Origin of the sequence: Xanthomonas sp. BRIP62409, from assembly GCF_003992965.1 — a bacterium.
GTDB classification, from domain to species: domain Bacteria; phylum Pseudomonadota; class Gammaproteobacteria; order Xanthomonadales; family Xanthomonadaceae; genus Xanthomonas; species Xanthomonas euroxanthea.
The window spans coordinates 57,232-69,326 of record NZ_QEZJ01000009.1 but is presented as its reverse complement, the minus strand read 5'-3'; the positions used below and the strand labels follow the sequence as shown (position 1 = coordinate 69,326).

Annotated in this window: 11 protein-coding genes; 5 read left to right on the top strand and 6 right to left on the bottom strand. The window is 70.4% G+C overall.

What is annotated here, in order from left to right:
• The first annotated feature begins 100 nt into the window (after positions 1–100).
• From EO170_RS01410 to proP, 3 genes are all read left to right on the top strand, one after another.
• Entirely contained in the window at positions 101–499 is a 399-nt protein-coding gene (locus EO170_RS01410; RefSeq protein WP_104586097.1) for a host attachment family protein, read from the top strand.
• A 21-nt stretch (positions 500–520) separates the two neighbouring features.
• Entirely contained in the window at positions 521–856 is a 336-nt protein-coding gene (locus tag EO170_RS01405; protein WP_104586095.1) for a thioredoxin family protein, read from the top strand.
• Positions 857–1,211: 355 nt separating this feature from the next.
• Positions 1,212–2,702, top strand: coding sequence for a glycine betaine/L-proline transporter ProP (gene proP / locus EO170_RS01395; RefSeq protein ID WP_104586093.1), 1,491 nt, complete (start codon positions 1,212–1,214; stop codon positions 2,700–2,702).
• 128 nt (positions 2,703–2,830) lie between these two features.
• Here the strand turns inward: proP and EO170_RS01390 are convergent, their stop codons facing one another.
• Positions 2,831–3,295 carry an SRPBCC domain-containing protein gene (locus EO170_RS01390; RefSeq protein WP_126941965.1) on the bottom strand — a complete coding sequence of 155 codons (465 nt, stop codon included), beginning with the start codon at positions 3,293–3,295 and terminating at the stop codon, positions 2,831–2,833.
• Positions 3,296–3,465: 170 nt separating this feature from the next.
• Between EO170_RS01390 and EO170_RS01385 the strand changes: the two genes are divergently transcribed.
• Positions 3,466–4,254, top strand: a complete 789-nt coding sequence (locus tag EO170_RS01385) for an EcsC family protein (protein WP_126942079.1) — start codon at positions 3,466–3,468, stop codon at positions 4,252–4,254.
• Between the two features lie 95 nt (positions 4,255–4,349).
• Here EO170_RS01385 and EO170_RS01380 read toward each other — a convergent pair whose 3' ends face one another.
• On the bottom strand, positions 4,350–4,706 hold the full coding sequence (locus tag EO170_RS01380; protein ID WP_126941963.1) for a hypothetical protein: 357 nt from the start codon (positions 4,704–4,706) through the stop codon (positions 4,350–4,352).
• Positions 4,707–4,889: 183 nt separating this feature from the next.
• Here EO170_RS01380 and EO170_RS01375 point away from each other — a divergent pair, with 183 nt between their 5' ends.
• Entirely contained in the window at positions 4,890–5,534 is a 645-nt protein-coding gene (locus EO170_RS01375; protein ID WP_126941961.1) for a DUF938 domain-containing protein, read from the top strand.
• Positions 5,535–5,659: 125 nt separating this feature from the next.
• On the opposite strand, the gene EO170_RS01370 is transcribed toward EO170_RS01375, so the two are convergent.
• From EO170_RS01370 to EO170_RS01355, 4 genes are all read right to left on the bottom strand, one after another.
• Complete coding sequence (locus EO170_RS01370; protein ID WP_126941958.1) at positions 5,660–7,420, bottom strand: carboxypeptidase regulatory-like domain-containing protein; 1,761 nt, start codon at positions 7,418–7,420, stop codon at positions 5,660–5,662.
• A 243-nt stretch (positions 7,421–7,663) separates the two neighbouring features.
• Entirely contained in the window at positions 7,664–9,946 is a 2,283-nt protein-coding gene (locus EO170_RS01365) for a DUF4175 domain-containing protein (RefSeq protein WP_164740864.1), read from the bottom strand.
• The gene (locus tag EO170_RS01360; RefSeq protein WP_126941954.1) at positions 9,943–11,142 is read right to left on the bottom strand and encodes a BatA domain-containing protein; all 1,200 of its coding nucleotides are present in this window, start codon (positions 11,140–11,142) and stop codon (positions 9,943–9,945) included. The genes EO170_RS01365 and EO170_RS01360 overlap by 4 nt, the downstream gene beginning before the upstream one ends.
• Positions 11,143–11,185: 43 nt before the next feature.
• Complete coding sequence (locus tag EO170_RS01355; RefSeq protein ID WP_126941952.1) at positions 11,186–12,082, bottom strand: DUF58 domain-containing protein; 897 nt, start codon at positions 12,080–12,082, stop codon at positions 11,186–11,188.
• Positions 12,083–12,095 lie beyond the last annotated feature (13 nt).

Below are 12,095 nucleotides of genomic sequence, written 5' to 3'. Positions count from 1 at the left end.
CCACGCTGACACCGACTAGGCGCGGTGCTTACATCCTCTAACCTAGGTTGAGACCGACTGGCGTTGCACATGCAACGCCGCTGTTGATCAGGAGAATCGAATGAGTCTGCAAATTCCTCAGGGTGCGTTGGTGGTGGTGGCCGATGGCGGCGAAGCACGCTGGTTCACCAATACCGGCAACGAAGCCAACGTGGTGCTGCGCCAGCACGCGCGCACCGATGTGCAGAACGTCGACGACGATGGCCCGGCCGGCAAGGCGCCGCAGGATCTCAGCGAGGCGGACATGGACGAGATGACCTTTGCCAAGCAGCTCTCGCATGCCCTGAACGATGGCGCGCTGAAGCACGAGTACACGCATCTGGTCTTGGTGGCCGACCCGACCACGCTGGGCCGCGTGCGCCCGCTGTTGCACAAGGAAACCCAACAGCGCCTGGTGGGCGACCTGGCCAAGGACCTGACCAACCTGCCGCTGGAAGACATCCAGCGCGCATTGTCGTAAGCACAGCGGAGCGGCGAGACGATGGGGTTTGTTCGCGACTACGCCACCCAGGCGCCCGAACGTAGCGAGGTGGATGCACAGGCCGGCCTGCAGGTGCTGGAGTTCGGCACCGACTGGTGCGGCCACTGCATCGCCGCGCAGCCGCTGCTGCAGAAGTTGCTGGGTGGCATTGCGGCGTTGGACTACCGCAAGGTCGAAGATGGAAAAGGGCGGCCCCTGGGCCGCTCGTTTCGCGTCAAATTATGGCCAACCATCATCCTGCTGCGCGACGGCGTGGAAGTCGCACGCGCCGTGCGCCCGCAGACGCGCGAAGACCTGCAGCCGCTGCTGTCGCAGCTGGGCGAGGCGCCGGTCTAGCGCGCAACGCGCCTGATCGATGGCCCGCCATGGCATGCAGATGCCCTGCGCATCGATGATGCGATGCAGGCGCTCATTGCGCCAGATGCCTTGAAACAAGCGGGTTTTCGCCATCTGGCGGCATCCCGCCTGCAGCGACCTGCGCGCTGTAGTACCATAGCGGGCTGATCAAGCCCTTGGGCATTGCCCATCCCTTGGTCGTCTGTCCCGCAGCGTCGCTGAGTTCACGCGGCCGTCCGGGAATGCCTCCGGCGTCATCCAGTGCCTGTGCCATTGCCATGCCTGACTGATGCGCCGTGTCCTGTGCGTTGCCAGGGCGAGTGGGCAGCGATGGCCGCACCTGGAGACACGACATATGCACGATACGCGCGCAATTGCCTCGCACTTCGGTTGGTTCAAGCGCCGCCGTCAACTGCAACTGGACGAGGTCACGGTGGTGGATCGCGGCATGCTGCGCAAGGCCGTGGGCGCTGCGGCGCTGGGCAATGCGATGGAGTGGTTCGACTTCGGCGTGTACGGCTATCTGGCGGTGACGCTGGGGCAGGTGTTCTTCCCGGCCAGCAATCCCACCGCGCAGTTGATCGCCACCTTTGCCACGTTCACCGTTGCGTTTCTGGTGCGGCCGATCGGCGGGCTGGTGTTCGGCCCGCTCGGCGACCGCTACGGGCGGCAGAAGGTACTGGCGGCGACCATGATCCTGATGGCGCTGGGCACCTTCAGCATCGGCCTGATTCCGTCCTACGCCAAGATCGGCCTGTGGGCACCGGCGCTGCTGTTGCTGGCCCGGCTGCTGCAGGGGTTTTCCACCGGTGGCGAATACGGTGGCGCGGCCACCTTCATTGCCGAATACGCCACCGACCGCAATCGCGGATTGATGGGCAGCTGGCTGGAATTCGGCACCCTGGGCGGCTACATCGCCGGTGCGGCCACGGTGACGGCGCTGCACATGACCGTGACCCCGGCGCAGATGCTCGACTGGGGCTGGCGGGTGCCGTTCCTGATTGCCGGCCCGCTGGGGCTGCTGGGCCTGTACATGCGCATGAAGCTGGAAGAAACCCCGGCATTTCGCGCCTATGCCGAGCAATCCGAACAGCGCGAACGGGAAACCGCCGCGCAGGGCCTGCTGACCATGCTGCGCCTGCATTGGCCGCAGCTGCTCAAGTGCGTGGGCCTGGTGCTGGTCTTCAACGTCACCGACTACATGCTGCTGACCTATATGCCCAGCTACCTCAGCGTCACCATGGGCTATGCCGAGAGCAAGGGCCTGTTGCTGATCATCCTGGTGATGCTGGTGATGATGCCGCTCAACATCGTCGGCGGCCTGTTCAGCGACAGGCTGGGGCGCCGGCCGATGATCATCGGTGCCTGCATCGCGCTGTTCGCGCTGGCCATCCCCTGCCTGCTGCTGATCGGCAGCGGCCACGACGGGCTGATCTTCGCCGGCCTGATGCTGCTCGGCCTGGCGCTGGTGTGCTTCACCAGTTCGATGCCGTCCACGCTGCCGGCGCTGTTCTACACGCCGGTGCGCTACAGCGCTTTGTCGATCGCCTTCAACGTGTCGGTGTCGTTGTTCGGCGGCACCACGCCGCTGGTGACGGCCTGGTTGGTGGAGCGCAGCGGCGACCCGCTGGTGCCGGCGTACTACCTGATGGGCGCGGCGGCGATCGGCCTGGTGACCATGCTGTTCGTGCGCGAAACCGCCGGCCTGCCGCTGCGTGGCTCGCCGCCGGCGGTGGCCAGCGATGCCGAGGCACGCGCCTTGCTACGCGCCGACAGCCCGGTGACGGTGGACGCGCAGCTGCCCGGCAGCACGGCACCGTCCATCGGCCCGGCACGCACGGCGTAGGCGGGCTCGGCGCGCGCGGCCGGGCGTCACCGGTGCGCCTGTGCGGTTGGCACGCAAGGCTGCGTGGTCCGGCGCAGCGGTGGCGACCGTGCAACCGCACTGCCACCGGGTGCCTGCAGTTGCCGCCGCTAGCGCGGCGCGCGGCCGTGCGGCTCGGGGTCGCGCATATCGGCCGAGGGCATGCCTTGGCCGGTTTCCACATAGCGTTTGAGGCTGCTGCCCAGGAAGAAGCGCCAGCCGCGGACGCAGGCGTCCCTGCTGGGCGAGTCGCGATAGCCGGAGTGTGCGAACTCCACCTGTGTGCCCTGGCTGGTGGGATGCAGATCGAAGCGCATCACCGTGCCCTCCCAGGCATCGGTGTCGAGCATGTTGGAGGCGTGGCAGCGCCACAGCACCAGGCGGTAGTCGGCGCCGTCGTCGATGCTCAGCTCCACCCGCCAGCCCTGCCGGCTCCACTCCAGCCGCACCCGGTTCCCGACCAGGCTTACTTCGCGCGTCCACCAGCAGGCCAGCTGCATGGGCTCGGACAACGCGACGCAGACCACTTCCGGTGCGGCCGCGATGACGATGCTGTGGCGGATCTCACGATTCATCTGACCAGCATTGGCTGCCTGATCCCGATGATCGCGCATTTTGCCGGCCGATTGCAGAATGCTTTTTCCTGACTGCCGGGTTCGCTCGTCCGGCGCTCACATGGCGCTGGGTACCATCGGCGCGAGCCCAACAACGAAGAGCAGGCATGACGACGCTTCCGATAACGGTGATGGACGTTGCCGCGCAACGCGATCTGGTCACCGCGCACGCGCTGCTGGAAAACCCCGGTGTGGCAGCCCAGCTGGCCAATGCGTTGGGCGCACCGATCGAAAACCTGATGACCCGGCGGCTACCGAAACTGGTCACCCGCAGCATCGATGGCGTCACCCGCCGCGCGCTGCAGGTGGCGATGAAATCGGCATTACTGAGCCTGCGTGGCAGCACCGATGCGCAACAGCCCGCGTCCACCGCACGGCACACCATGGCGGTGGCCGTCGCCGGTGGTGCGGGCGGATTCTTCGGCTTGCCTGGGCTGTTGGTGGAGCTGCCGCTGACCACCACGGTGATGCTGCGCTCCATCGCCGATATCGCCCGTTCCGAGGGCGAATCGCTGCACGATCCGGAGACCGCATTGGCCTGCCTGGAAGTGCTGGCGCATGGCGGGCGCAGTGTCGGCGACGACGGCGCCGAATCGGGCTACTTCGCGGTGCGCGCGGCGATGGCGCAACAACTCAGCGCCGCGGCGCATTACGTTGCCGCGCACGGGTTTGCCAGCAAGGGCGCGCCGGTGCTGGTATCGCTGGTGTCGCGTGTTGCGGCCAAGTTCTCGGTCAATGTCGGCGAAAAACTCGCCGTGCAGGCCGTGCCGCTGGTCGGAGCGGTCAGCGGCGCCACGCTCAATACGGTGTTCATGCGCCACTTCCAGGCAATGGCGCGCGGGCACTTCATCGTGCGCCGCCTGGAGCGACGGTATGGCCAGGATGCGGTGCGACGTGCGTATGAGAAATTGACCAGCTAAACGGTGATAAGGCACCGGACCCGCAAGGATGGGGACAGATCCTTGCGATCCGGTGCCACTTTCAGCTGATCAGCAGACGATGTTCCTGCCTGAGTTCAGAGCGGTTGCGGTGTACAGAGTGCGCGCGCACTCGCCGAGCCGATGAACTGATTGTTGGCGTCGCTCACCATGACATTGGCGGTGATGAACGTACTGCTGCGCGGGCAGTAAAAGTTGCAGTCCACGCTGTTGGTGCAATTTCTGGGGAAAATGGCGCCAGCAGTATTGTTGAAACTCCATGCATATTTGAATGGCGCCGGCGATCCCGGGCTGTCTACGCCTGCCCAGCAATAATCACTGCCGGTGCAGTCGAGTATGACAGTTGAAGCTTGTGCATTTGCACTCGGTGCGGCGGAAAGACTCGCAACAACCGCCAGGAAACTCGTGGTCAAAAAAGCAACGGCCTTGTTCATGCATATTTCCTCTGGAGTATGTCCCCGCGCCATCATGCACAAGCGGTGGCGAGACATTTGGGATGGTTATCGCTAAATCGATGGACTGCACATGCGTGTCAGCCACCAAGCAAAGGATGAGCTCGTTGGAGGTTTTGCATCCATACTGCTGGGATGTCCTGACGTTTTCTCTGGATGCTTCTCATGACCAAACCGTTCTCACCTGCGTCCGCACGCAACCGCGACCCGATTCTGCAGGTGCTGCGCAGGCACCTCGCCAATAACCATCACGTGCTGGAAATCGGTGCGGGAACCGGGCAGCACGCGGTGCACTTTGCGGCGGCGATGCCGTGGCTGCGCTGGCAGGCCAGCGACCATGCCGATCATCTGCCGGGAATGACGCAGTGGCTGGACGAGGCGGCACTGCCGAACACGCCGCCACCGATTGCATTGCAGGCGGTGTTGACGCCGACGCCCGGCCTGGCGCCCACACCGCCATTGCCGCCCGCGCGGTCCGGTGTGCCTGCCGGCTACGACGCGGTCTACAGCGCCAACACCTTGCACATCATGGGCTGGCCGCAGGTGCAGGCCTTGTTTGCCGGGTTGCCGGCGGTGATGGCGCCGGATGCGCTGCTGGTGGTGTATGGGCCGTTCAACCGGCATGGGCAATTCACCAGCGAGAGCAACCGCGCATTCGATGCGATGTTGCGCGAGCGCGACCCTGCGTCGGGAATCCGCGATGCCGAAGCAGTGGACGCACTGGCGGCGTCGGTGGGATTGCAGCTGATCGACGACGTGGCGTTGCCGGCGAACAATTGTTGCCGGGTGTGGTCGCGGCAGTCGCGGTGAGTGTGTCGCCGACACGTTGCCGATGCGGCAGCGGCGCTGTTTTCCAGTGCAGTGGATTGCAAGGGCCAGGACCGGGAAGCGCACTGCACCCGATCATGCACGGAGAGGGCGGTGCGCTGCGGCAGTCAGCGACGGCGCCGTTCCAGCCACCACAGGGCTGCGGCCAGCGTGAGCCAGGCCAGCAGCCAGGGCCAGCGGGTACCGGGTAGCGATGTAGGCGTGCCGATACCTGCGCGCGCGTCGAAGGCGGCCATCGCAAAGGTGGCGTCGCGGGTTTGCTGGGTGTACAGCGCGGAGGCATCGCCGGGCGCGCGCACATAGAGCCAGCGCTGCTGTGTGCCGGTCTGCAGGCGATGCCAGCCTGCGCTGGTCGGCCAGTCGCCGGCGCAGGCCCGGGCGCCGCTGGCGGCATCGATCAGCAGCGCCTGGGAGCGGCCGGTGGAGTCGGTGACATGCGCGTCTGCGGCGACGTCGCACAGCGCCATGCGTTGGTGCGACCAGCCTGTCTGCACCGCAGCGGGCGCCGTGCCGCCGGCGCGGGCGACCGCACCGAACAGCTGCGCCCATAGCGCGGCATGCAGGTCGCTGCGGCCGGCCAGCACCAGGGCGAAGCTGTCTTCGACCAGGCCGATGCCGATGCGGCCGCGGCCTTGCTGGCGCCACCAGCCCAACGCGCTGCCGTCGTCTGCGCGTGCGGCAATCACCGCGTCGGCGTCCTGCGCTTGCAGCTCGCGGCGCTGCAGCGGCGGCAGGGGCGTGGCGTTGGCCGCCGCTGCGGCCGGATCAATGGCGCCGGGCGCTGCCAGCGCCAGTGGCGCGGCGACCGCGGCGCTGCTGCTGCCGCCTGTCACGGCCAGGCCCAGCGCGCCGAGCGCGGCGCGGGCGGCCGCATCCACGGGGCCGTCGGTGCGCACCAGCACGCCCAGGCCGCGGCCGATCGCAGCGCGCACGCCCTGGCGCTGCGCGTTGCCCAGGGCCTGCAGGCGGCGCTGGTCGATGACCAGCAGGTCCAGCGCATCCAGGCTGGCGGCATCCAGTGCAGCGCCCTCGCCCAGTTGCACGCCCGGGCCGACGGCGATCTGGCTGCGCACCTGCATGCCGGCATCGCTGGCCCAACGGCGCAGGTATTTCAGTTCCGGCTGCGGCGCGCCGGCCAGCACCAGCACGCGTGCGGACGGCACCGCGGCGATCAGCACCGGCACCGGCACGCGGCCGCGTTCTGCGCCTGCGGCATCGCGCAGGCGCAGCGCGAACACCACCTGCCCGGATGCGCGCGCCAGGCCACGCAGCTGCACCTGGCCGCGCGCATCGGCGGTGGCGGTGTCGACCACCTGCCCGGAGGGATCCAGCAGCTCCACCCGCGCGCCCGGCAGGCCCTGCACGCGGGCGCTGATCGCGATGCGTTCGCCGGGTGCGACCGGGGGCGGCGTGGAGACGGCGACCAGGCCTGCCGGCGCCGGGGTCAGCGCCAGCCGCACCGGGATGCGCAGGGTGTCGCGGTCGCGTGCGGGCAGGCCGCTGCCATGCACGACCAGCGCGGTGGTACCGGGCGCACGCCGCAACGCGGTGGCCAGATCCGGCATGCGGGTCACGCCTGGCAAGGCGGGCGCCTCGGGCAGCGCGACCCACGGCGCGGCATTGGGGCGAACCTGATCTGCCTGGGTGCCGGCGGTGGCGACATGCAGCTCGCTTGCACTGCCGGCGCGCGGCGGTGGCAGCAACACCGGGTAGAGCAAGCCGGCCAGCAGCGGCTGGGCGGCGAGCAACAGCCACAGCCGCAAGCGCGCATGGGGCTGCCGCGCGTGCGCGCGCAGCAGCCGCCACCAGCTCAGCAGCACCAGCAGCAGCAAGGCACTGCTGACCAGCCAGGGCAGCGAAAGCGTCATGGCTGCGGCTCCTGGCGGCGTGCATCCGCACAGCGCCGGCCACCCCAACGCGGCGGCGCGGCGTGCCCACCTGGCCGCCGCAAGCACCCCATCGCCAGCGGCAACCGCAGGGCCTTGCCGGCGTGCAAAAGTGGCGAGAGGTTCATGACTTGGCCTCAGGTACGCCATATCCAGGGCGCGCTGGAGGTGGCGCGACGGTGCGCCAGGCAACGGCGACTGTCGTCTGTCGGGGCAGCGAAAGCATCATGGTGGCGGCTCCTGGCGCAGGGCATCCAGATAACGCTGGCCGCGCGCGTCCGGCGTGGGGCGACGGCGAACCGGCGCCGGCGGGGCAACGAGCGTGCGCCAGACCTGGGCGCGCAGCTGGGCGCGGCAGCTGGCGCAGTCCGGTTCGGCGCGCAGGGTTTCCACCGCGGCGGCCAGGCTCAGCGGATCGGGCAGGCGGTCCTGCCGGGTCTGTAGCCACTGCGCGTAGCGGGCCAGGGTGGCGTCCGGGACCGGCGCCTGTTCGCCCAGCGCGTCCCATAGCTGCAGCGCGGATGGATCCGGATCCGGGCGGGTGTCCAGGCCGGCGGCACGGTCGCCCAGGCCGGCGCGGTCGCCGCTCAGGCGCCGGCCGGGGTCGATCGGCGGCAACTGCGTGCCGACCCGCGCCAGGTAGATGCGTTCGGCCTGCTGCACCTGCTTGATGAAGCCCAGCGCCTTGTTGGCAAACGGCAGGGCACGCTCGGGGTGGCCCTGGCGCAGCTCGCCCTCGGACTGCCACATCTGGTCCAGCGCGGCGCGCAGCAACGCGCGGGTCTGCGGGTCGAGCAAGGTGGCGGCTTCGGCATGGTCGTGGGTGTGCCCGAACTCGGACAGCACATCCTGCGCCTGGCCGAAGCCGGGGCGTTCGGGCCCGCCGTCGCCGTGCGCATGGTCGTGGTTGTCCAGCGCGGCGGCACCGGCCTCGGATGCGGCGGCGTCGGCGTGGTCGTGCGCGTCATGCCCGTGTTCGTCCCGGGCGGGCGCGGGCGCCGCCGCCGCAGGGGTGGCCGGTGCATCCGCGGTGGGCATGTCGGCGGTGGGCAGATCGTCGGCCGGGGCGTCGCTGGTGGGCGGCGCGTCGGCGGTCGGCGGGCCCTTGGGCGCACCTTCGCTTTCTTCGCCCAGGAACTGGCCGTAGCGCAGCCGCAGCAGCCGCTGGTCCACGCCGATGGCGTCGGCGCGCTTGAGGTAGGTGGCCGCGTCCAGGCGCGGTTTTTCTTTCAGCAGCGCCTCAGCATCGATGATGATCTGGCGCTGGCTGCGGAAGTAGGCCGGCAAGGTCTGCTTGACGCTGGCCTCCAGGCCGGCGGCTATGGTCTGTTCCGGTGGCGGCCAACGCAGGATCACGCTGGCGCTGCGGCCTTCCTGCGGGCCGGGCTGGCGGGTGTCGTGCACGATGAGCTGGGCGATCAGGTCGTCGCCTGCGGCCATGCCCAGCGCCTGCGGCTGCAGCGTGGTGGCGAAGCTGCGGTGGTTGGCCGGGCCGCTGCCGGTGAGCGTGCGGCGCTGGGTGGTGAAGGTGATGTTCTCGCCGCTGCCCTGGGCCAGGGTCAGGCGCAGCTCGGCGCTGGCGGCCACGGCGTAATCGTCGCTGGCTTCGAAGCGCAATGCCCAGGCGCCATTGGCCGGTGTCCACAGCACCAGGCTCTGCTCGGGGGCGAGCACGCGCACCTGCGGTGGGCGGTCGGGCAGCACGTCCAGCCGGTGCAATTGGCGGTCGGCCGGTGTGCCGTCGATGAGGATGCGGTACAGGCTGGCGCGCGTGGCGACCCATTGGCCCTGCCACCGGTCGCTGCCGCTCTGCCGGGTCAGGGGGATGAGGTGGCCGTCGGTCAGCCGCAGCGCCACGCTGCGCGGGGCGGGGCTGACCTGCAGCTGCCAATCCAGCCGGGTGCCGGCGGGCACGCGCGCATCCAGGCCGGGCAGGCGGGTGGGCGGCAGGCCGGTGTAGGCGGGCGGGGTGCTGTGCAGCCGGGCCTGACCCAGCGTGGGGGCGCCGGTGTTGGCACCGGCGGCGGCGATCCGGTCCTTGCTTGCCGTGGGCCGGTGGGCGGAGTGCGGCCACAGCAGCACGGCGGCGCAGGCGAGCAGGCCGAGCAGGCTCCACGGCCAGCCGCGCCGCCAGGGCCAGGCCGGGCGCAGGTCGCGCGGCGTGCCGCGCAGGCGCTGTTCCAGGCGCTGGCGTTGCAGGGCCTGCAATGGGCCGAGCTGCCCGGGCGGGGCGAACAGCAGGTCGCTGCTGTCTTCCAGATCCGTATCGCGATCCAGCCGGCGGATCAGCCAGACCTGGTCGAGCCGGCGTGCCGCCAGCACTGCCACGCCGAGCAGCATCAGCAGGCTCAGCAGGCCCAGCAGCAGCGGCAGGAGCGCCGGCTGCGCACCGGCGCGCCAGGCCAGCAGCGCCGGCAGCACGGCCAGCGGCAGCCCGCACAGCAGCACACCTGCGGCCTGCCGTCGTCGCGCGGCCTGCCATGCCTGGTGCAGGGCAGGCGTGCTCATGCGGCGGTGCCCCGGCGTGGCGCGGTGGCCAGCCAGCGTTCGACCGCAAACAGCAGCAGCACCAGGCCGATCAGCCACGGCGCCAACGGTCGGGGGGCATTGGCCAGGCGGATGGCGGGGCCGCGTTGCGGCTGCTGGGTCTGCGCCAGCGCGCGCTGCGGTGCGGGTACCGACTGCAGCGCGTCGTGCAGGCGGGTGGGAAAATCGGCCTCCAGCAGCGCGGGCAGCTGCTGCGGCTGCAGTGGCGCGGCCCAGCGCAGCAGGCGACCGCGGCCCACAGCGCTGGCGTCGATCAGCGGGGCGCCGTGTGCATCCTGCAGCAGCGGTTGCAGCGGGTTGGCGAGAGCCGGTGGGGCCGGCGTCTGCGCCGCGAGCAGAAGTTGCCCGCCGGCGGCGACCCAGGCGATGACCGGCGCCGGCGGTGGCCGCTGCGACAGCCAGGCCACCACCGTGCCGGCCGGCCAGCGTGCCGGCGCGGCGTCCGCGGGCGTGCCCACCGGCAGTGCGCCGGGCAGTGCGCCGGGCAGTGCCCAGGCGGCATGGACGGCGCGCAGATAACGCAGGGCCGGGTCGGCGGGAGCGTCGGCGATGGCCTGCAGCCGCAACGGTGGAACGGCCGCCGCAGCGGCCGCCGGCGACTGGCCGGGCAGCACCTGCCACTGCACGTTGCGCGACAGCTGCAGGCGTTGCGCATCCAGCGGCCCCCACTGGCTGGGCACGATCACGCTGAGCGCGGTCTCCGGCGGCAGGCTGGCATCGAGTTCGCGCAGCAGGCTGCCGACCGGCGGCGCGGTGCCGGCGGGCGTGGCGGGTGGGCGTGCCGCATCGGCATCCACCGGCGGGAAGCCCGGCGCCAGCCAGAGCCACTGCGCGTTGGCCGCGTGGGTGAGTGCCCGGGCGGCGGCCAGATCCACGCCGGGGCTGACCGCGATGCGCGGGCGCGCCTGCCGGTGCTCGCGCAACGCCGGCTCGGCCAGCAGCAGCGCCACGGCGGCCAGCAACAGCAGGCGCACCAGCAGCAGCGGCCATTCGTCGAAACGCACGCGGTGCCGGGGGCGCGGCAGCGCGCGCAGCCAGCGCAGTGCGGCAAAGTCGGTGGGGCGGTGTTCGCTGCGTCGGGCCAGATGGATCAGCAACGGCAGCAGCAACGCGGCCAACGCGGCCAGGCCGGCGGGGAACAGCAGGAGCAGGTTCACCGCTGCGCCCCCTCAGCTGCGGCGGTCGCGCCGGTGCGCCGGCTCATCGCCGCGCACCGTGCGCAAACAACGCGCGCAATGCCGCATCCGGTGGCGCATCCAGATAATGCACCGCGTGCGCAATGCCGGCCGCCTGCCAGCGTGCCTGCAGCGCGCGCTGGGCCGCGCCGAAGCGTTGCAGATACGCCGCGCGCATCGCAGCGCCATCGCCAAGCAGTTCTTCGCCGGTTTCCGGGTCGCGGAAGCGATGCCCGCCGTCGAAAGGGAAATCGCGTTCGTCGCAGGTCAGCACCTGCAGCTGCATCACCTCGCGGCGTGCGGCGGCGAGTTTTTCCAGGGCGCCGACCAGTTCTTCGTCGAAGCCGTCGCCAATCGACAGCACCAGGGTGTGTGCGGCGATGCGTTCCCATAGCGGACGCACTGCGTCCATGCCCGGCCAGCGCCCACCGGCGCGCAGCCCGTGCAGGGCCAGCCAGAGCCGGTCGCGCTGGCGCGGCCCGCCAGCCGCTGGCACGGCGACCAGGCCACCGCCATGCACGGCGAACAGGCCGACCTGGTCGCCCTGGCGCAGCGCGACGTCGGCAGCGCACGCGGCCAGGGTCGCCATCGCCTGCAGGCGCGTGTAGTGCGGGCGCGCCTGATCGGCCTGGCCGGCGGAGGCGGTGGCATCGAGCAACACCCACAGCGTCAGCGGACTCTCGCGCTCTGCTTCGCGCACGAAGAAGCGGTCCGAGCGGGCGTAGAGCTTCCAGTCGATCTGGCGCAGTGCATCGCCGGGTTCGTACGCGCGGTATTGCGAGAATTCCAGCCCGGCGCCGCGGCTGCGGCTGGCGTGCTGGCCGATGCCCTGCGCGCCCTGCGCATGCCGCGCGCGCAGCTGCAGGCCGCGCAGGCGGCTGCGCAGCTCGGCAGGAAGCAGTGCCGGCACGTCCTCGCTCACGTTGCCGCGCGCC